Genomic DNA, 20,083 nt, shown 5'->3' with positions numbered 1-20,083 from the left:
CCTCCTTTACCGGCTTTCTCTGATTTGTTTCGCGGCAGCCGACACCGCTGTTTCTATTTTGACGTAACCCGTGCAGCGGCAGATATTCCCTGATACAGCTTCCCTGATATCTTCCCGGCTGGGGGTCAGGTTCTTATCAAGCAGGGCTTTCGACGACATGATCATCCCCGGAGTACAGAAACCGCACTGTATGGCTCCATGATCCATGAAGCTTTCCTGCAGCGGGTGAAATTTATCCGGACTCCCGATCCCTTCGATGGTTTCCACCACCGCGCCCTCGGCTTTTAAGGCGGGAACCATACAGGAGTTGACAGCCTCCCCGTTCATGATCACCGTACAAGCCCCACATTCCCCTTTGCCGCAACCTTTCTTGGTTCCGGTCAGGAGCAGTTTATCCCTCAAAACGTCAACCAGCATATCGGAAGGCGCGACTTCCACTACAGTTTTTTCCCCGTTGAGAATAAAAGACAGCATTTTGACGCTCATGATTGACCTCCTTATTATAATTAAGAGTTGGCTTTCGCTTGAGCAACGGCCGACTCCAGGGCGCGTCTGACCAGAACCGGCAGGACCTCCAGGCGGTATTCCCGTGAACCTCTGAGCGCGCTGTCCCTGGGGTTGGCCTGGGCAATAGCCGCACCGGCCGCCTTTTCAATTATCTCCGAAGTTACCCTGGCGCCTGTTAATATTGCTTCCGACCCGGTCGCGCGCACCGGTTTTGTCCCGACCGGAGCCATGACGATGCGGGCCCACTCAAACTGCTCACCGGACAGGGAAACCACCACTGCCACATTGAGCATGGGCAGGGCCAGCGCTTTACGTTGTTCCAGGCGTTCAAAAGCTGAGCCCTGGTTCTTTAACAAGGCAGGAAATCGAACCATGGTCACCAGTTGGGAGGCGCTGTCCACAGCGCTTTTTCCGAGACCGGCATACAGGTCTTCCACCGGCAGGTTCTCCTTTGCCGCCGGCGACAGGATTTCAGCAACCGCGCCCAGCGCTGTCAGGGCTACCGCCGTGTCGGCGGCAGGCTGCGCATTCAGCACATTCCCAACCACTGTGCCGGAATTGCGGATTTGCAGGGAACCCACCGATCTGGCCGCCTGGGCCAGGACGGAAGCTTTTTCACGAATCAATTCGGACTTGGCGGCCTGGTTATGGGTTACCGCGGCGCCGATCCGGATCATGCCATTCTCCACCGTGATTTTGTTCAACCCAGCAATCCGGGTAATGTCGACCAGCACCCCGGCTTCTTTTTTGCCGTCTGCAAGGTCCAGGAGCAGGTCGGTGCCGCCTGCGATAACCCTGGCCTGCCCTTTGCCGCCCTGCAAATAAGACAAGGCCTCCTCTGTTGTTTTCGGAATTAGGTAGTCTTGCAGCATGAAAATACCTCCTTTAAATGAGATTCAGTTTGGACAGTGCCTTATGAACACGTTTCCGGCTAACTTTTTCACCACCCCCCGGTAGAGAAGAATTAAACTAGCAATTCAAACAAATCGGCTTCATCGGAATCACTTGCTTGACAGAAGATAATTATGGATGGATCTGGCCGCGGTGCGCCCCGCGCCCATGGCCAGGATGACCGTGGCGGCGCCGGTAACCACGTCGCCGCCGGCGTAAACCCCCGGCTTGGAGGTAGCGCCGGATTCCGGGTCGGCGGTGATATTGCCTCTCCTGTTGACCGCCAGGTCGGGCGTGGTCTTGGAAATCAGCGGGTTGGGCCCCGTGCCGATAGCCACCACCACCGTGTCCACCTTGAGGATAAATTCGGAGCCTTTAACCGGCACCGGACTGCGCCTGCCGGAAGCGTCCGGCTCGCCCAACTCATAGCGCAGGCATTCCATACCGGTTACCCAGTAGTCATCGTTATAGAGGATCCTGGTCGGGTTGGTAAGGAATTGAAACTTAACGCCTTCTTCCTCGGCGTGCTCAACCTCTTCAAACCGCGCCGGCAGCTCCACCCTGGAGCGCCGGTAGACGATCCAGGACTCCTGCGCCCCCAGACGCAGGGCCGTGCGCGCGGCGTCCATGGCCACGTTGCCGCCGCCTAATACGGCCACCCTTTTACCGGCAAAGATGGGGGTGTCCGTTTCCGGGAAGCGGTAAGCCTGCATCAGGTTGGAGCGGGTCAGAAATTCATTGGCCGAGTACACCCCGCAGGCGTTTTCGCCGGGTATCCGCATAAAGTTGGGCAGGCCGGCGCCGGTACCGAGAAAGACAGCGTCATAGCCGCTCTCCATCAGTTCATCTATAGTGGAAAACTTGCCGACAATAGCGTTGACCTGAATATCGACCCCCAATTTCTTGAGGTTGTCGATTTCCGCCTGGACGACTGACTTGGGCAGGCGGAACTCGGGAATGCCGTACATCAGTACCCCGCCCGCGATATGCAGGGCTTCAAAGATGGTTACCTTGTGGCCGAGCTTGGCTAGATCGGCGGCGCAGGTCAGCCCGGCCGGGCCGGACCCCACGATGGCGACTTTCTTGCCGGTAGGAGATGATGTTTCCGGAAGCTTTACCCCGGCGGCCAGTTCCCGGTCAGCCACATACCGTTCAATCCGGCCGATGCCCACGGGCTCATATTTCTTGCCCAGGGTGCAGTACTTTTCACACTGATTTTCCTGGGGACAAACCCGCCCGCAGACGGCCGGCAGGGCGTTGGTTTCCTTGAGTTTTTGGCCGGCCCCGGCAAAGTCCCGTTCGGCAACCTTTTTGATAAAAGCCGGGATGTCTATATCAACCGGGCATCCCTGCCGGCAGGGGGCGTTTCTACACTGGATGCAACGCTCCGCCTCGGCTATAACGGCCTCTTCACTGTAGCCCAAGGCTACTTCGTTAAAGTTTTTGGCTCTAATCACGGGGTCCTGAGCCGGCATGGGGTTCTTTTTAGGGACAATAGCTTTTTTTGCTTCTTTTTCTGAAGCCATTACACTTCACCCCCGCATCTGCACTGATGATGATGCCTGGTACCTTTTTCCTCATACAGGTCCAGGGAAACTTTTTCCTGGTGCTTATAGATCACGGAACGGCGGGCCATTTCAGCAAAATCGACCTGGTGGCCGTCAAACTCCGGGCCATCGACACAGGCGAATTTGGTTTCTCCACCTACGGTTACCCGGCAGCAACCGCACATACCCGTCCCGTCAACCATCAGGGGGTTGAGACTGACCACGGTCTTGATCCCGTAATTTTTGGTCAGGTCACATACCGCCCGCATCATGGGCAGGGGCCCGATGGCCAGACAAAAGTCTATCCCTTCTTCCTCGATCAGCTCCTTGAGCAAGTCGGTCACGAAGCCCTTGCGTAAGTAAGAACCATCGTCGGTGGTCACTCTCAGTTCACTCGATGCGGCTCCCATGCGGTCTTCCCAGAAAATGAGGTCTTTATTACGGGCCCCGATAATGCTGATCACTTCATTACCGGCTTCTTTAAGTGCCCTGGCTATGGGATGAACGGGCGCTACGCCCACTCCACCGCCGACACAGGCAACCCGGCCGTAATTCTCAATGTGGGAAGGGACACCCAGCGGGCCGACAAAATCCTTGAGACATTCCCCTTCTGTAAAGGTCGCCAGTTCTTTGGTTGTCCTGCCCACCTCCTGGAAAACACAAGTAATGGTTCCTTTCTCCCGGTCAAAATCCGCTATGGTTACGGGAATCCGCTCACCCTCGTCATGGATGCGCAGGATAACGAACTGACCGGCCAATGCTTTTCTGGCTACCAGTGGCGCATGAATTTCAATCAGGTTGAGTGTAGGCGCCAGTACTTCTTTTTTTACGATCCTGTACATGAAACATTAACCCCCCTTTGCTAATGCTTTTTAAGTGCAAAGATCATGCCAGGTTTTGTGAATATTCGCACAATATAAGACCTCTCCAGTGAGAGGCCTTATATTACTGCATTTTCCTGTTATTGAGAAGTGTCTTAATTTATAAAATTCTTTTCGTTAAATTACTACAACACATCAATCAGCGACGAAAAAACGGCAGCCGGACGAAAAATCGGCCGGCTGCCGTTAAGGAACTTACTCTCTGCTCTTTTCATTTCGGTGATAACGCAAAACCCTGGGAGTGATATTAAGCGCTTTTGCAGCTTCAGTCCGGTTATTGCCGGTCTTGACCAGGGTTTCTTCGATAACCCGTCTGGACACCCAGGCGGCCTCTTGTTCCAGCTTCTTCTCGAGCTCCAGAAAATCTATGCTCCCTTTGCTTAATATTACCTTGAGAAGCCTCTGGCTCCAGTCTCTTAGCGCCTCGTCAATGTTGGTATTCGTACCCAAATGCTCTGCGAGAAAATCCTCCTCCCCGTAGAGAACAACATGCACGGGCAGACACTCCGGTCCAAGCAGGTCGCTATCCCTGAGAGCCAGGGAACGAGCCACCACATTTGACAGTTCCCTGAGGTTGCCCGGCCAGAAATAGTTCTGCAAAAGGTTCCTTGCCTCGTTATTAAACCTGACAGTTAAATGCTTCTCTTCTTCCGGCAGGTTTTTTTCGATGAAATAGTCGACCAGAGGCAAAATATCCATACGTCTTTCACGTAAAGGCGGAATATGCAAGTTGACTACATCAAGCCGATAAAGCAGATCCTCCCGAAAAAGTTTATCTTTTACGGCATCCCGCAGGTTTTTATTGGTGGCAGCCAGCACCCTTACATCGGTTTTCAGCGGTTTTTCACCGCCAACTCTGTAAAATTCGCCGCTCTCCAAAACACGCAGCAATTTCACCTGGATTGAAGGCGAGGCCTCACCGATCTCATCAAGAAAAAGTGTTCCCTTGTTTGCTAATTCAAAAATACCATGCCGGACTCCCTGGGACCCGGTAAAGGACCCTTTTTCATGTCCGAAAAGTTCGCTTTCCAAGAGCGATTCGGTAAGCGCCCCGCAGTTAACACTGATAAAGGGACTGCCGGAACGGAGACTGTTGGCATGGATAAACCTGGCCAGGACCTCTTTACCGGTCCCGGTTTCGCCTTCAATTAAAATAGCAATCTTGCGGGTGGCTACTTTTTTACCCAGGAGCAACAGGTCCTTTAAAGGGCTGTCAGCAGCCACGACAATGCCGAATTCAGTAGCCAGTTTGTGCAGTTCATCGCTGATAAACCATTTTTTATTATAAATAGACTGCAGTGCCCGCTCCAGCAGTAGGTCCAGTTCCTCCAGCTCATCAAAAGGCTTGTCGATATAATCAAAGGCTCCCAGCTTCATAGCGTCTACAGCGGATTTGACCGTGCTGTACCCGGTCATAATGATTACCACAGAGCCGGGATTATTATCCTTGATTTCTTTGAGCAAGGTAATACCGTCCGTATCCGGCAGCTTTAAATCCACCAGAGCAAGATCAAAGGATTTTTTAGATAGAAAGGCTCTGGCTTCTGAACCGGAGTTAGCCACCGCCACCGGGTAGCCTTTTTCTTCCTGAAAGTAATAATGAAAAAAAGCGCCGACTTCAATCTCATCATCAATCACCAGGATCTCCGGCTTCTTCATGGCTGTCACCCCAAATCTCGTTGAATATATTGTTACACCGGAATAATCAAGGAAAAGACGCTGCCTCTGTCAACCTCGCTGGAAACCTCAATCCTGCCGCCGTGGGTTTGGGCAATACCCAGGCTGACCGAAAGGCCTAATCCGGTGCCCCTGGTTTTCTCCTTGGTTGTAAAAAAGGGGTTAAAAATCTGGTCGATGATACTCTCGGGGATTCCCTTTCCATTATCTGCTACCTGTGTTTCAACCACCGTGCAGCCTGCTTCCGCGTCCTCTCTCATGTCGGTGCTGATTTCAATCCTGCCGTCAACCAAACCCTCTAAAGCATCCCTGGCATTAAGCAAGAAGTTGATAACAACCTGCTCCAACTGCTGCTTGTTGCCTATAATCGGGGGGATGCGGGGGTTAAGGTTCTTCTTAATTGTTATCTTGTTTTTCTCGATTTGATAAGAAACAAGGTATAAACTGGTTTCCACAATATTATTGATGGAAACCTGGGCGAAGGAATAGCTGTCCTGTCTGGAAAAAGTAAGGAGATTTTGGATTATGCGCTTGCTCCTCTGCCCGCAGGATTTAATATCCTCCAGCAGTTTTATATGCTTGTCACCAAGTGACGCATTCCTTAAAATTAAACCTGTATTACCGATAATGGCGGTAAGGGGACTATTCAGCTCGTGAGCTACCCCTGCGGCCATTTCACCTATAGCTGCAAGCTTAGCCGACTGAAACAGCTGCGCCTCCATTTTTCTCTTATTAGTTACATCATGAACGTATACAGTCATGCCGTAGAGCTCGTTTTTTTCGTTATAAACCGGGTAGGCGGATATATTATAAATGTTTTTGGTAACGGTATGGGTAAACTCTCCGACACTGGCTTTCCCCATTCGGAAAGCCTCCACGGTAGGGCAAAGCTGGCACTGCTCTCCGATGCAGGTGAAGGCTTTATAACATTTAAAGTCACCGTCTTCTTTTTTCATAAAGTCCTGGCTGTTGGAACGAAGTACGTTGTAAGAGCGGTCAATGAGAAACAGCCTATCAGGAACCGCCTTGAAGGTTTCCTCCCATTCTCTCTTACTTTTTAAAACCTCGCCATAAAGGCGCGAATTGTTTATACAGACCGCCAGTTGATCGGCCATCTGCTGGACAAATATAAAATCATTTTCCGAGTAGACGTAGGTTTCTTTACTCCCGAAATTAAGGGCGCCGATAACCTCATTATTCACCAGGAGCGGCGCCATTATGGCGGATTTGATCCCTAATTTACGGAGATCATCGTCTTCCTGGTATTTATGAGTATCGTTCCAGATGTCCTGTCTTAAGAAGCAATGTTTGTCAGTAATGGCCTTCCAGGGCGCCGAGTTATCACTATCCAGAACCCACCCGACATCAAGGATTATTTGTCCCTTGGGCACTCCGGATTTAATGATGAGTTTATCATTTTCTATCAAACAAAAACTGAGCAGGTCGTACGGCAGGACACCGCGCAGGGGCTCCGCCACCTCATCGATGATATCCTCATAGGACATCTCAATGTTAATCCTTTTGGCAATCTGCTGGATTATGGCCATGCGTGTATTTTGCCTGGTCAGTTCCTCGATAACATCCTTGCACTGCTCCAAATCACAGCAAATGCTCGTATTTGGCCTGGACGGTTCCTTGATAACGTCCTTTACTTCTGCAGAAGTTTGGATTTTATCTTTGTTGATAGCCGGGGTCTCGCTGTCTAAAACCATATGCTACCCCCCTTCTAAGCAGTAATTTGTTGATTGATAAAATGGGCGTCAAGAAAATATTGTCGAAAAATTTTATATTTTACTCAAGCAAATTTTAATCCTTTTAAGTGTTTTATTCAACTAAAAATAGTCTGATTCATATGGCTTCCGTCTTAGACGTACATGAAGCTAACACGGCGCCAGCAGAAGATGAAAATAATTGATGCAGGTGCGATTTCAATCGCACCTGCATATTTTCATGATACGTGGGCGCCGCTATAGCGGCATGTGAAAGTAATACTGCTAAAACAAGGGCTCTGGAAGCCCAATTTTTTTGGATTTCCAAAAGCCCTTTTTCTTTGTTCTATTCGGGTTTGTCGACAGACCTTCTTTGAATTCACCTTATAACCAATGGAACCATCATATTTTTACTACTAAAGTAACAGTGATAAGAAGGTGAAATATTGAAGTCTTTGTGTCACCATATCTAAATTCTTTTGCCGGACCTCCCATTAATCGGGCACCTGATTTTATTCTGGTGTATTTATTTGCATTAAGAAATGAGCGGTTATTACTGTTTTTCGTAGGACCAGTGTCCCGATTTTCTTAATAACCAACAAAAAAACCCCTGGCGGGGCTTCCTTAATCATCCTTTTTTCCCCTCCAAAATACCAGGCGGGAGAGCCGCCTTCTCAACCCGCCCAGGCCCCGCTCAACTCTCCTGCCAACCAGCCGGTACCAGGCAGTTTTAAATCCCCCGCCCGTTTTGTTCACAATACTTCCCAATAGCCTGTACGGGTAAGAAAGGCTAAACAGCAGCAATCGCACCGGGTAAGTAACAACCATCCACAGCCAGTGCACCGTCCACAGCAATAAAGCCCAGGTCCGGTGAATGATGTAAAACTTCAACCGGAACACGCGGTAGGCGGCGCGGCTGAACAGGTGAAAGTATAAAAGCGCGCCCAGGCCGATGCCGATGAAGACATAAAGGCGCAATTCCCCCCAGGTCCCCCACAGCAGCATGCCAAAAACCATGGCCGTGGTAACCAGCCAGTAGACCACGTCACCAATAAAAGTCCCGATTTTCCTTAGCTTGTAAGCCGCCCGGACCGCGCGATAATAGTCATATAATAAACCTGCGGACATGCCTATGACGATGGTAGAGGTGAAAGCTCCCGCCTGGTTGATAAGCATATCCAATAAGAACACCGCCCCTGCTAAAAAAGCGCCTTAAGCGCTTTTATAATTGTCCTTATTTTAAAATCTTGCTTAATAATCCCTTGCCCTTGCCTTTGCTCTTGCTTTCCATGTACTGAAAAGAGGTGAAGTACCCTTCCGCAGTCAGGCTGCCTGTTTCCAGGCTGAGTTGGGTAATATGCAGCCCCTCGCCTTTGAGGCTCAGGACGCCCAGATTGGTTTCCAGGTTAATCTCGGCCTCATCAAAGCTGTCGACACGCAGCACCCCCTGCAGGACCAACTGCTTTCGCCCGCTGACCACCAGGCTGTGCGTGACGTGTTCCTCCACACGATCACCCCCCACAGGTACCCTTTCAAAGACCCCTCTAAATTACTGCCTAACTCATCCTATGCTCCGGGGCTATTATTAATGCTAAAAAAAGAGATGATGGTCAATGAGAACCGTCTTTATTGCTAATTCAAAAACCGCCGCCGTACACAGTTTCTGCCTGCTTCTTTAGCCTCATATAAAGCCTCATCCGCATTCTTCAACAGTTCATCCAGCTCTATATCGCCGGCTTTATCCGCGCTGGCGACACCAAAGCTGGCGGTTACGGTTATTGAGCCGTCATCCAGCTCTATCCTGGTAACGGCTATATTTTGACGGAGGCGTTCGGCTATCTGAAATGCTTCTTCAGATGATGTCTCCGGCAAAAAAGCCACAAATTCCTCTCCTCCGTAACGGCCAAAGAGGTCTGTAACCCGAAGGTTATTACTGCAAACCGCGGTAACCGTTGTAATTACAATATCACCCGCTTTATGCCCGTAGGTATCGTTGATTTGCTTGAAATGATCAAGGTCCATCAGGATCAAAGATATTGATGTTCCGGACTGTTTCGCGTGACAGAGCTCATCATTGCTTAAATCCAGAAAATGCCTGCGGTTAAAGATATTTGTAAGCGCATCCAGGGTAGCCAGTTTACTAAGTTTTTCATGCAGCAACACCTGTTGGGTTATATCATTCAGTACAATTGTCTTACCGATTAATTTGTTTTTGTCATTCATTACAGGTGTAACGCGGGAATTATAGTAATAAGACACTCCCCCTTGAGATGTTTGAAGGTTATTTTGCTCATTATTATTTACGGAAAGTTGCTTCAACAGCTCAGGATAGTCCGCCAAAACTTCTTTCGCAGGCCGGCCAATATCCTTTTTCGATAGTTTTTTTACAATTAGTTGGGCGGTTGGGTTAAAATCTACGATTCTGTCGCTGGTATCCAAAACCAGTACACCGTCACGCATACTGTCGAACACCTTGTCACGCGCAACCGGAATAAGATCAAATAACCGGTATTGGAACAAACCCCAGGCAGTTATTAAACCTGTACATGTGAATGTAAAAGGGGTTAAATCCAAGTCCCAGGGACTTCTTCCGGTTTGGTAGATAATTAAGCCCGCCCACGGAGCCAGCGAAGCAGTCAGGATGATAGCCGCCTGCCTGCTATATGAGGGCGCGGATCGCCGCCACATGTCCAAAAGCATGATATTGCCGCAAAGGATGGACAGGTTGGTGAAAGCCACATGGACCCAATACCAGGGCCCTTTGGTAAAAGCAAGCAGAGGAAAGGGGCTGTTTGTATTGATACTTACCGAACTATAATACAAATGATGGTAACTATCCGTTAAGTGCAAAATAAAAGTCGTAAATGGAATTATAAATATAGCAATCAGTACAGGACGAGTCAGCCACCTGTCTCTCCCGGTCATCTGAATTACCATAATGATCCATAGAGCTGGTATGATCGAGATGCCCAGATACTGGAATTTTGACCAAAAAAGCATACCCGACAGGGTTGAACAGGCAAGTTCAAAGGCATATCCCAAAGAGTAAACGCTCGTAGACAGCATTAGATAGGCCAAAACTACTGCGCCTGTCTTTGTACGTCGAATAAAGAGAAATAATGCCATTAACAGGGAAATGACACTTGCAATTAATAAGGCGACAATATACGCTAAATATCCATGCAGCATCACTATTACATCCTTTTTGACCAACAGCAGAAAAGCCCTGTTGGAGCTCGTCATCATTTATTTAGATTCTACCACTTTCTGAACAACTTTACCGGGTAGTTTCACACGCCGCTATCGCGGCGCCACGTATCATGAAAATACCAGCCGATGCAGGCGCCATTTCAATCGCACACGGCGCGTCAGCGCCGAACTTGTTGTAGCTGATGCAACTTTTGTGCGAATGAATTCGCACATTCGACCAATGTAGCAGAGGCTGTAATGTATTTTCAGGAAGGTATCTTTTTTAATAGAATTATATTCTCTATAGGCGTTAGAATAACAAGAGGCTATCGCAACGTAAGCGATAACCCCTTAAGCGCTTATGCGCATTTTTCATTGGTAGTTTCTGCAGTCGCCCGCATTGCCAATTTAACATCAGCTCACGTCCTGCGATTTATACTGCTACTTCCACTTCTTTTGTATGTCCACGTTTTGATAATAGAACTTGACGATATCCTCGGGTGACTTTCCCTGCTCGGCCATTAACCTGGCGCCCCACTGGCACATGCCCACGCCGTGGCCAAAGCCTTTTCCCTTGAGGACCAGCTGGCCGCCTTCGACCCGCAGGTCTGTGAGCAACATGGAACGCACTTTTTCACTGCCCAGGGCCAACCTCAATTCCGGCCCTCCGACACTGACAGCGCCTACCTTAATCTGCTCGGCGCGGCCAGACGGCCCTTTCTTTTCAACAGAAACCGAGGTTATAGCCCCGGGATCCTTTCCGGTAGTCCTCTGCACAGCAGCTCTTACCTGTTCAACCGGGATCCTGGCTTCCCACGCTTTGTTCCTGGGTTCGGTTATGGCAAGGCAGCCGTCCTGCGCCCCGGCCTTGATATAGGGGGTAGGGTCTTTGGTGTAGGCCAGCCCTTCTTCGGCGCTGGCCGAAATCCCGCCGCAACAGGCCGAAAACCAGGCATGGACGGGATTATTGTTGACTGTAATTACCTCGCCCCTGGTCTGCTCCACCGCCTTCTTGACATTGTCGTTAATCTTAGACGGGTCGTAGGCCTGAAACTCCTCGACACTGGTGGAGGCGTCGGTGCCGCGCAGCTGTTTAACCCGGCCTGAGTTTATATTCTCCAGGGTAAAGGTCCTGGCCAGGATAGCCTGGGCTGCCAGCGCGTTCACCGGCGACTTGGTGTCCATCTCCGCAGCCACCACACCCTGGATATATTCTTCCATCTTTAAGTTCTTCTTCTCTCCTGTTTTATTGATAAATAGTGAAATAGTCGGCTCGTCTTCCAGGGGCTGCGCCGGCTTGGGCGCAGGAGCCTGCTTCCTGGTACAACCTGCCGCCAGTAAGCAACCCACCAGCAGGAGCACTACCGTTCTGATCATAATGTGCCGGAACATAAAAACAACCCCTCCCGCGTTTTCTTTTATTGTGAGCAGGAGAGGTTTTATTTATGTAGTTTCCTCTAGCACTTTATACAGTTCGGCCGCAAGTTTGGCCGGAACATTATCGCGCACATCAACAACCTCCAGCTTAAGCATCCGGTGACCAAAACGAACCTCCAGGATATCACCCGGCTTAATTTCTAATCCCGCTTTAGCCACCCTGCCGTTAACTGAAACATGACCCTGGTCGCACATTTCATTGGCCAGGGTGCGCCGCTTGATCACCCTTGAGACTTTAAGGAATTTATCAAGCCGCAAATACCACTCCACCATTCTCAAAATATTGAAAAAGAAGTGGACTTATTTGCCCACTGCATCCCTGAGTGCTTTACCTGCCTTAAAAACAGGAACCCTGGCGGCATCAATATTAATTTCTTCGCCGGTCTGAGGATTTCTGCCTTTACGGGCAGCTCTTTCCCTGATTTCAAAGGTTCCGAAACCTACCAATTGGACCTTGTCACTCTTGGACAAAGCCTCACCAATGGTGTCCAGAACTGCAGTGACCGCCTTTTCAGCGTCTTTCTTGGTCAGTTCCGTTCTTTCGGCAACATTTGAGATCAATTCTGCCTTATTCATATCATCCCTCCTAAAATAATAGATATTAGTCCCAGTACTATTCGCGAAAATTCTTTCAGTTCCTTCCATCAAGAAAATGTTTCCTATATTTTTTCTGCTTTTTTTGCCTCCTCCCACCATTCATCCATTTCGGCGAGAGTAAAATGGGAGAGATCTTTACCTTTTGTCCGGGCCATATTTTCGACATATTCGAAGCGTCTAATAAATTTTGCCGAAGTTTTGGAAAGCGCCCCCTCAGGTTCTATCCCCAGTAGTCTCGCCAGGTTAACGGTAGAAAAGATGAGATCGCCAACCTCCTCCTCAATCTCCAGCCGGTCCCCGGCTATGATAGCCGATTTCAGCTCGCTCAGTTCCTCCTGTGTCTTGTCATAAGCCCCCTGATAATCCGGCCAGTCGAACCCGACGCGGGCTGCCGCTTTCTGCAGCTTGTTTGCCCTCATAAGCGCCGGCAGGGCTGACGGGATAGAAACCAAAAGGCTCTTAGGGGCGCCCCCCTCCCTTTCCTTGGCCTTGATCTTCTCCCAGTTAACCAATACCTCGCGACTGTCCCTGGCGTTAACAGAGCCAAAAACATGCGGGTGCCTGCGGATCAATTTTTCATTGATTCCGGCAATAACATCGTTGATGTCAAACTGCCGGTTTTCCTTGGCAATCTGCGCGTGAAAAACGATTTGTAGTAATAAGTCTCCCAATTCTTCACATATTTTATACATATCTTCCTCGTCCAGCGCCTCTAAAACTTCATACGCTTCCTCGATAAGATAGGGCTTAAGGCTTTGGTGGTCCTGCTCCCGGTCCCACGGGCACCCGCCTTCACCGCGCAGGCGGGCCATGATATTCACCAACGGGTCAAGAGGAAAGCGGCTCTCAGTTTCGTCTTCATACGTTGGCTCCCGAAGCTCGTCCCCGTCCCAACCGGCTTGCTCATCATCCTCAATTACCTCGACAACCTCAATTTCTCCGTCTGTCTCCTCCTGCCCGCCGCCTGCTTGTCCAGGTGTTTCGTAGGATATATCTTTGCCGTATGAACTCCCTGTGGTTATGCCACGTAGTTCATCTGACTTCTCACGTCCCACGTCCCAATCCCCACGTCTCAATTCGGGTATGTAAACGCTGGTAAGATGGTCCACCCAGTCCAGCCTGTCAATTTCAAAAAGCGGGTGTGTCTCGATCCTTTCTTCACCTGTTATACCTGCGGCCCTAACCACCGTCACCGGGTGTTCGGGCGGATAAATTTCCATGAGATAAAGCTTTACATCCGATGCCACGAGGCGGCTGTAAACCTGGGTGATTACCGCGGGCCTGGCCGGCAAGGGAGGCCTGTCCTCGAGCCGCAAACCGTCTACAACCTGAAGTCCCCGGCCCGGGTCCAACCGCAGGGAGGTGTAAATCGCGTCAAGGAAGCTGACTGCAGGCAGTACCGCTACCTCCAGCCCCTCCTCTTCCGCCTTCTCAATAATCAGGCGCACCGATTCTTCAGCCACCAGGGGGTGCCCCGGTACAGCGTACAACACATGAGCGCGACGGGCTTCTTCTATCACCTGCCCGGCAATACGCTCATAGACCTCGCCAAACGAAGAGGCTTCATCGTAAAAACCGTCAAAGGTTTGGAAGTTAATCCCCTGGTTGCGGAGCCATTCTACAACCGGGTGCTTTCCCGTGCGGAGATAGATGCAAGCGGAGCCCCTCAAGGCTTCCCAAACACCCATAGTAAGGCCGGAAGAAGCCCCGGCCCCAAGTCCGGCGATAGTTATCCTTGCATGGCTGGGCATGCAATAACCCCCTTTTAATATTTTGTAGGCCCAAGCCGCAGGTTAGTAATAGTCGTAAGGCGTAGGGCCTAAGAATTGGACGTGGGTCGTGGGACGTGAGACGTGGGACGTGAGTATATACTGCATTCCTCCAGAGTCGTCTGGCAATCGAATACAACTAGCAATGAGAGCCGTTCCCTGTTCCACCTGGCTCAAAAAAGTATGCTCGAAAAGGCTTGACTTGCGGGTCTGGGGTTATCCGGAGCGAGCGGAGCACCTGGATGCGTTCCTTAGCGCGTGCGTTGCATGCAGAAAAGCTTGAATAGCGCGTAGCTACCGGGTGGCTGTCTGTAACGCGCGGTGAGCATAATTTCCGCTTTAATCAAGCGTAGAATTGCGAAGCGAGCGGAGGATAACCCCGTGACCACTACCCCAGAGGCTTTTCGAAAACCATTTTACATTATTCTTATCTCTTACGAACACATTTGCATCCATATAGCGTACTGGTATTTTTATATATTGTCAATTAAAAAAAATAAAGTGGCCGTTTAGAGGCCACTTGGTTACTGTTCCATCTGTTTGGCAAGAAAACCGGCTGCGGTCTCGGCCAGTTTCAGCTCCATCTCACCCATTTTGGTTTCCGATTCCCTGGAGGCCAAAATCACAGCCCCGATGGGATCTCCTTCGGCAATAATTGGAGCGATAACTTCGGAAGAATATTTACATTCACCATCTTCTATGATCATACAATCCTTACAGGAGGGATCTTCACCCGGGTTGTTAATGACCACAGCCTTGCGGTCTTCCATTACTTTCTCAATAGCCGGCCCAATCGGTTTATTTATAAATTCTTTTTTTGGCGCGCCGGATACGGCGACAATAGTGTCCCGGTCAGCGATACAAGCAATGTGACCCAAGGCCTCATACAAAGAATCCGCATACTCCTTGGCAAAATCGCCCAGTTCGCCGATTGGTGAATACTTCTTTAGTATTACTTCACCTTCCCTATCAACAAAAATCTCCAGGGGATCGCCTTCACGGATTCTCAGTGTTCTCCTTATTTCCTTGGGGATAACAACTCTACCCAGGTCGTCTATACGGCGAACTATACCTGTTGCTTTCATTAATTCCCCTTCCCTCCTTATCGGCTCATTTCAAGGTTTAACTTTATAAAATAGTATATAACGGGAGGGGTTTGATTATTCATTTTTTTCCAATCAACCATAAAAACTTTTCAGCTTTCGTCAGGCTTTTATTGTTTTGAGTTATCTTCTGCCTGGTCTAACAGTTTATTAGTTATATCAGCATTATTTTTAGCTTCCTCCATAAACTGGCTGAACTTGGTCTGCTTGGCTTCCTCATTCATCTGTTCGGCAAGTTCGCTCTTGACCTCTTCAAAAGACGGTGTTTGCGCCGGAATTAGTTTCTCTCTGAGAATAACATGGTAGCCATAGTCGGTTTTTACCGGCGACTTGGTGTACTCGCCGTCTTTTAAGGCAAACGCGGCTTCTTCAAATTCCGGAACCGCCAGGCCTTTGCTGAAAGTGTAAAGGCCGCCGTCAACCTTGGTCCCGCTGTCCTCAGATTTTTCGCCGGCCAGTTGGGAGAAGTCCTTCCCTTGCTGAAGCTGGCCGATGACATCCTGCGCCAGCTGCTTTGCTTCAGCGTCGGTATGCTTAAACGGGTAGCCCTTGTCACCTTCATCCACGAAGAATAAAATATGGCGGACCTGCAACTGCTCGGGTTGGGCCATCTGCTCCTTGTTTTCTTCGTAATACTTTTTAACCTCGTCATCGGTTACGGGGGGCAGGTCCTTCGTAAGCTCGTCCTGCAGGTTCAAAATATAAGCGATGTCTTCCTCACTCATTTTGACCTCGTCCAGTAACTGCTGATACTCTTCCTGGGACGAAAACAGCTGTTTATACGCGCCTATTATCTCCTGAACCCGATCAGCGGACAGGGTACCCGCTTTCTTTGCTTCCTGGAGCATCAGTTTGTTGTTGATCATCTGTTGCAGGGTGCTCTTGCGGAGCGTCTCCAGCAAGCTTGCGCCCTGGTCCCCGCTGAAGTCCGTGCCCTGCTGTTCGTAGCCGGCCTTTGCTTCGGCAACCCGCTTGTCCAGTTCCTGGCTGGTAATCTTCTCACCATTTACGGTTGCCACAACATTGCCGTTGCAGCCCGCAACAATGACTACCGCCAGCAGCGCCAGCGACAGGACAAAAAACCTCAATATTTTCATCATTTATCATACCCCCCTTCAAAACAACATAGGTACATTATATACTAACCTTGCTTTCTCTGACAACCGTCTGGCGTTTTATGGCAATTCCGTTCGCCAACCAGCAGGCTTAAAAAAGCTTCCAGTTGTTCCAGAAGAAAACTGCCCTCATATTGGCCGTTTCCGGCCAGGCGCAGCTTGATTTCGAATTCGTCTCCGGCGCCTGCGTATTTTATCCGGTTCTGGTATTGCCGGCCGGCTGCTACCAGGTCCTCCCCCGCCAGGGGATGGCCTGCGGCGAACAAGAGGCGAAACTGTCCGGGCAAAAGGCTGATTGACTTAATTTTTAGCCACCCCGCCAGTACCCTGATTTTGGCCACAGCCAAAAGGTTACCCACCGGCCCCGGTAAATCCCCGAAGCGATCCACCAGTTCATCTTCCAGATCCGGAATTTCTGAAAGCGAGCTAAAGGCCGCTATCCGTTTGTAAATCGCCACCTTCTGGTTGGAATCCGGTATATAGGTGTCAGGAATATAGGCCTCTACCGGCAGTTCAATAGAAGCTTCCACCATCCTGGGCGCCTCCTCACCCCTGGCTTCCCGCACCGCTTCTTCCAGGAGCCGGCTGTACAGGTCAAAGCCGACTGCCGCAATGTGCCCGTGCTGCTCCGCCCCCAGGATATTGCCGGCGCCGCGAATTTCCAGGTCTCGCATGGCGATCTTGAAGCCGGAACCCAGCTCGGTGAACTCACGGATGGCGGCCAGTCGTTTTTCGGCAGCCTCACCAAGCACCCTGTCCTTGCGATAGGTAAAGTAAGCGTAGGCCACGCGGTTGGAACGGCCGACCCGACCCCGCAATTGGTATAACTGGGCCAGGCCCATCATGCCGGACTCCTTGACAATAAGAGTATTTACATTGGGGATATCCAGGCCGTTTTCAATAATAGTGGTGCAGACCAAGACGTCGTACTCGTGGTTCAAAAAATCCAGCATCACCCGTTCTAACTCGTCCTCTTTGATTTGGCCGTGGGCAATTGCTATCCTTGCTTCCGGCACCAGGCCCTGCAGCCATAAGGCCACCCTCTCCATATCAAAAATACGGTTGTAGACAAAGAAAACCTGCCCCCCGCGTCCCATCTCACGGTGAATAGCCTCCCGGATCAGGACCGGATCCTCTTCCAATACATAGGTCTGGACCGGGTAGCGATTTTCCGGCGGCGTCTCCAGGATGCTGGTGTCCCGCATCCCCACCAGGGACATATGCAGGGTGCGGGGGATGGGAGTGGCGGAAAGGGTAACCACATCCACGTTTTTACTGATTATTTTCAGCCTTTCCTTATGAGCGACCCCAAAGCGCTGCTCCTCGTCCACCACCAAGAGGCCCAGGTCCTTGAAACGGACGTCTTCCTGCAGCAGGCGGTGGGTGCCGATGATGATGTCAACAGTACCCCGCTCAAGTTCCTGGAGCACCTGGCGCTGCTCGCGGGTTGTGCGGAAACGGCTTAAAACATCGACACCTACGGGATAGCCCGCCAACCTCTCCCGGAAGGTGTTGTAATGCTGCTGGGCCAGGATGGTAGTCGGAGCCAGCACGGCGACCTGCTTCCCTTCCATGACCGCCTTGAAAACAGCCCTTAAGGCTACCTCGGTTTTGCCATAGCCCACGTCCCCGCACAGCAGCCGGTCCATCGGCCTGCTACGCTCCATATCGGACTTAATCTCCTCCGCGGCACGCAACTGATCAGGGGTTTCCTCAAAGGGGAACGCATCCTCAAACTCCCTTTGCCATACCGTATCCTTCCCGAAGGCATGGCCCTTGACGGTCTCTCTGGCCGCATAAAGGGCAAGCAGCTCATGGGCCATCTCCCGGACCGCTTCCTTTACCTTGCCCTTGGCCCTGGCCCACTCGCCGCCACCCAGGCGGGACAGCCGGGGAGCCTCGCCTTCACTGCCCAGGTACTTTTGGATTAACCCCACCTGGTCCACCGGGACATAGAGCTTATCCTCCCCGGCGAATTTGACCAGGAGGTACTCCTTCTGAACCCCCTGGATAGTCAAGGGCGTCACCCCGAGATAGCGGCCAATCCCGTGATTGACATGCACCACATAATCACCGGTTTTAATATCCACAAAGGGAGCCAGCCGGTCCGACCGCCTCCACTCCCGCCTGGGTTTTTTGCGCTGGCCGTAAACTTCCGACTCAGTGAGCACCACCAGGCGGCAGCCGGGAAGCTCGAAACCCGCTGCCGGGCTGCCGTTGGAAATCACCACGTTGCCGGCCCTGACGTGACCTTCCAGAGAATTGGCATAAAAGGCGTCAATATTGTAGTCCCGTAGAGCTAAGAGCAGCTGCTGGGCCCGCAGCTGGCTTGACACAAGGACCACCACGGCATAACCTGATGCATGCCACTGGCGTATTTCTCCCGCCAACAGCCCCAGGTTCCCCATGAAAGACGGTACGGATTTGCCGGGAAAGTTAATGATTTGTTCGGGCTCGATAAACCCGGGCTGGCGGGGCAGTAGAGATGAATAAATAGTAATATGGGAAGCAAAGCCCGCCTGGAGATGTTCCCAACCGGCGTAAGTCAGGAACTGGGATGGCAGGAGCTTTCCCTTGGCCAAAAGGTCCGCGTAGGTTTCGGCGCGTTCCCGCAGCACTGCTTCCGCAACTTCCTTTACGCGCGACGGGTCATCTACAAAAATTGGAACCTGGCCAGGCAGGTAGTCAAGGAGGGTAACTGTCTCGGGGTAAAAATAAGGGAGAAATTGCTCGATACCGCTGAAGTAGCCATCAAAACCCTCCAGGATCTCCTCGAATTTTTCCTGCAGCTGCTGCAATGCTCCCTGTTCTCCTGTTTTCCCCAGCTTGCGGCGCTGCGTCAGGTATTCCTTATCGACGGCCAACCGGGCTTTTTCCCGGGTATCGCCCCTGACAATCAGCTCCCTGGCCGGGTAGATCACCAATTCGTTGGCCTTCTCCTCTGAGCGCTGGGTTGTAATGTTAAAGCGGCGGATGGAGTCCACCTCGTCGTCAAAGAATTCAAGGCGGGCCGGCCGGTGGGCGGTCATGGGGAAAATATCCAGAATCCCCCCCCGCCTGGCAAACTGCCCTCTTCCCTCAACCAGATCAACCCGCTCGTAGCCCATGGCCGACAAACTATACAGGATGTCTTCCAAATTTACCCGATCGCCGATAGTCAGCCGCAGCACCGCTTTTTTGAAGTCGTCAGGGGGGGGCAAGCGCCGCAATAAAGCTTCAACAGGAGCAATGACAATGGTCTGATCGCCCTGTGACAGCGTTTCCAACACCTGCAGGCGCTGAGCCGCCACCTCCATGCTCTGGGCCAGTACCTGATAGGGCAGCAACTGCATTACCGGGAACTGCTGCACAGTGACGCCGGGCAGGAATTCCACCAGTTCATCGCCTAAAGCCAGAGCTTCCCGCTCACCTACCGTCACCACCAGGAACGACTGGGGGGCGCTTTCAACCAATCCGGCCAAAAGATAGCTGCGCTGTGACCCGGTCAGGCCAAATACCTGCTGTTGCTTCATTTTTTTCTCCAGTCCTGCGGCCAGGCTGCCGAACTCAGCCGAGGATTGAAGCGGCTTCAAAATCCCGCGCATGAATATATCCTCCATTTACCCATCACAAAAAGAGCTTTAGCAGCTTAAAGGCCAAAGCTCACGTATCATGGTTTTAC

At 51.1% G+C, this 20,083-nt stretch carries 16 protein-coding genes; all 16 read right to left on the bottom strand.

Annotated elements, in window-relative coordinates; genetic code table 11:
• Positions 1–6: 6 nt before the first annotated feature.
• The 16 genes from Psfp_RS03530 to mfd all read right to left on the bottom strand — a co-directional run bounded on the left by Psfp_RS03530 (position 7) and on the right by mfd (position 20,006).
• A complete protein-coding gene (locus Psfp_RS03530) occupies positions 7–486 on the bottom strand; it encodes a (2Fe-2S)-binding protein (RefSeq protein WP_134217171.1) in 480 nt (159 codons plus the stop codon).
• Between the two features lie 20 nt (positions 487–506).
• Positions 507–1,379 carry an FAD binding domain-containing protein gene (locus Psfp_RS03525; protein WP_134217170.1) on the bottom strand — a complete coding sequence of 291 codons (873 nt, stop codon included), beginning with the start codon at positions 1,377–1,379 and terminating at the stop codon, positions 507–509.
• 129 nt (positions 1,380–1,508) lie between these two features.
• Complete coding sequence (gene gltA / locus Psfp_RS03520; protein WP_134217169.1) at positions 1,509–2,924, bottom strand: NADPH-dependent glutamate synthase; 1,416 nt, start codon at positions 2,922–2,924, stop codon at positions 1,509–1,511.
• Positions 2,924–3,787 carry a sulfide/dihydroorotate dehydrogenase-like FAD/NAD-binding protein gene (locus Psfp_RS03515; protein WP_134217168.1) on the bottom strand — a complete coding sequence of 288 codons (864 nt, stop codon included), beginning with the start codon at positions 3,785–3,787 and terminating at the stop codon, positions 2,924–2,926. The genes gltA and Psfp_RS03515 overlap by 1 nt, the downstream gene beginning before the upstream one ends.
• A 234-nt stretch (positions 3,788–4,021) precedes the next feature.
• Complete coding sequence (locus Psfp_RS03510; protein ID WP_134217167.1) at positions 4,022–5,485, bottom strand: sigma-54 dependent transcriptional regulator; 1,464 nt, start codon at positions 5,483–5,485, stop codon at positions 4,022–4,024.
• Positions 5,486–5,517: 32 nt separating this feature from the next.
• Complete coding sequence (locus Psfp_RS03505; protein WP_134217166.1) at positions 5,518–7,215, bottom strand: sensor histidine kinase; 1,698 nt, start codon at positions 7,213–7,215, stop codon at positions 5,518–5,520.
• A gap of 621 nt (positions 7,216–7,836) precedes the next feature.
• Positions 7,837–8,388: a spore cortex biosynthesis protein YabQ gene (gene yabQ / locus Psfp_RS03500; protein ID WP_243120459.1), complete on the bottom strand. Its 552-nt coding sequence runs from the start codon at positions 8,386–8,388 to the stop codon at positions 7,837–7,839.
• 58 nt (positions 8,389–8,446) lie between these two features.
• On the bottom strand, positions 8,447–8,719 hold the full coding sequence (gene yabP / locus Psfp_RS03495) for a sporulation protein YabP (protein WP_134217164.1): 273 nt from the start codon (positions 8,717–8,719) through the stop codon (positions 8,447–8,449).
• A gap of 125 nt (positions 8,720–8,844) precedes the next feature.
• Positions 8,845–10,458 carry a histidine kinase N-terminal 7TM domain-containing protein gene (locus Psfp_RS03490; RefSeq protein ID WP_134217163.1) on the bottom strand — a complete coding sequence of 538 codons (1,614 nt, stop codon included), beginning with the start codon at positions 10,456–10,458 and terminating at the stop codon, positions 8,845–8,847.
• Positions 10,459–10,842: 384 nt separating this feature from the next.
• The gene (locus Psfp_RS03485) at positions 10,843–11,793 is read right to left on the bottom strand and encodes a SpoIID/LytB domain-containing protein (protein ID WP_134217162.1); all 951 of its coding nucleotides are present in this window, start codon (positions 11,791–11,793) and stop codon (positions 10,843–10,845) included.
• Between the two features lie 51 nt (positions 11,794–11,844).
• Complete coding sequence (locus tag Psfp_RS03480; RefSeq protein WP_134217161.1) at positions 11,845–12,096, bottom strand: RNA-binding S4 domain-containing protein; 252 nt, start codon at positions 12,094–12,096, stop codon at positions 11,845–11,847.
• A gap of 42 nt (positions 12,097–12,138) precedes the next feature.
• Positions 12,139–12,414 (bottom strand): HU family DNA-binding protein, encoded by a 276-nt coding sequence (locus Psfp_RS03475; protein WP_134217160.1) that lies wholly within the window; start codon positions 12,412–12,414, stop codon positions 12,139–12,141.
• An 83-nt stretch (positions 12,415–12,497) separates the two neighbouring features.
• Positions 12,498–14,186 (bottom strand): nucleoside triphosphate pyrophosphohydrolase, encoded by a 1,689-nt coding sequence (gene mazG, locus Psfp_RS03470; RefSeq protein WP_134217159.1) that lies wholly within the window; start codon positions 14,184–14,186, stop codon positions 12,498–12,500.
• Positions 14,187–14,728: 542 nt separating this feature from the next.
• Positions 14,729–15,289 carry a stage V sporulation protein T gene (gene spoVT / locus Psfp_RS03465; RefSeq protein ID WP_134217158.1) on the bottom strand — a complete coding sequence of 187 codons (561 nt, stop codon included), beginning with the start codon at positions 15,287–15,289 and terminating at the stop codon, positions 14,729–14,731.
• A gap of 128 nt (positions 15,290–15,417) precedes the next feature.
• Complete coding sequence (locus Psfp_RS03460) at positions 15,418–16,407, bottom strand: peptidylprolyl isomerase (protein ID WP_134217157.1); 990 nt, start codon at positions 16,405–16,407, stop codon at positions 15,418–15,420.
• 41 nt (positions 16,408–16,448) lie between these two features.
• Entirely contained in the window at positions 16,449–20,006 is a 3,558-nt protein-coding gene (gene mfd, locus Psfp_RS03455) for a transcription-repair coupling factor (RefSeq protein WP_134217156.1), read from the bottom strand.
• Between the last annotated feature and the right edge of the window lie 77 nt (positions 20,007–20,083).

The sequence above is a fragment of the Pelotomaculum sp. FP genome (assembly GCF_004369245.1).
Taxonomy (GTDB): Bacteria; Bacillota; Desulfotomaculia; order Desulfotomaculales; family Pelotomaculaceae; genus Pelotomaculum_C; species Pelotomaculum_C schinkii.
This window is presented reverse-complemented; position numbering and strand designations above follow the sequence as displayed.

Excerpts from the sequence above, each read along its gene's own strand:
- Psfp_RS03530 (WP_134217171.1), bottom strand. The coding sequence starts at position 486 with ATGAGCGTCAAAATGCTGTCTTTTATTCTCAACGGGGAAAAAACTGTA.
- Psfp_RS03525 (WP_134217170.1), bottom strand. The coding sequence starts at position 1,379 with ATGCTGCAAGACTACCTAATTCCGAAAACAACAGAGGAGGCCTTGTCT.
- gltA (WP_134217169.1), bottom strand. The coding sequence starts at position 2,924 with ATGGCTTCAGAAAAAGAAGCAAAAAAAGCTATTGTCCCTAAAAAGAAC.
- Psfp_RS03515 (WP_134217168.1), bottom strand. The coding sequence starts at position 3,787 with ATGTACAGGATCGTAAAAAAAGAAGTACTGGCGCCTACACTCAACCTG.
- Psfp_RS03510 (WP_134217167.1), bottom strand. The coding sequence starts at position 5,485 with ATGAAGAAGCCGGAGATCCTGGTGATTGATGATGAGATTGAAGTCGGC.
- Psfp_RS03505 (WP_134217166.1), bottom strand. The coding sequence starts at position 7,215 with ATGGTTTTAGACAGCGAGACCCCGGCTATCAACAAAGATAAAATCCAA.
- yabQ (WP_243120459.1), bottom strand. The coding sequence starts at position 8,388 with ATGCTTATCAACCAGGCGGGAGCTTTCACCTCTACCATCGTCATAGGC.
- Psfp_RS03490 (WP_134217163.1), bottom strand. The coding sequence starts at position 10,458 with ATGATGACGAGCTCCAACAGGGCTTTTCTGCTGTTGGTCAAAAAGGAT.
- Psfp_RS03485 (WP_134217162.1), bottom strand. The coding sequence starts at position 11,793 with ATGTTCCGGCACATTATGATCAGAACGGTAGTGCTCCTGCTGGTGGGT.
- Psfp_RS03475 (WP_134217160.1), bottom strand. The coding sequence starts at position 12,414 with ATGAATAAGGCAGAATTGATCTCAAATGTTGCCGAAAGAACGGAACTG.
- mazG (WP_134217159.1), bottom strand. The coding sequence starts at position 14,186 with ATGCCCAGCCATGCAAGGATAACTATCGCCGGACTTGGGGCCGGGGCT.
- spoVT (WP_134217158.1), bottom strand. The coding sequence starts at position 15,289 with ATGAAAGCAACAGGTATAGTTCGCCGTATAGACGACCTGGGTAGAGTT.
- Psfp_RS03460 (WP_134217157.1), bottom strand. The coding sequence starts at position 16,407 with ATGATGAAAATATTGAGGTTTTTTGTCCTGTCGCTGGCGCTGCTGGCG.
- mfd (WP_134217156.1), bottom strand. The coding sequence starts at position 20,006 with ATGCGCGGGATTTTGAAGCCGCTTCAATCCTCGGCTGAGTTCGGCAGC.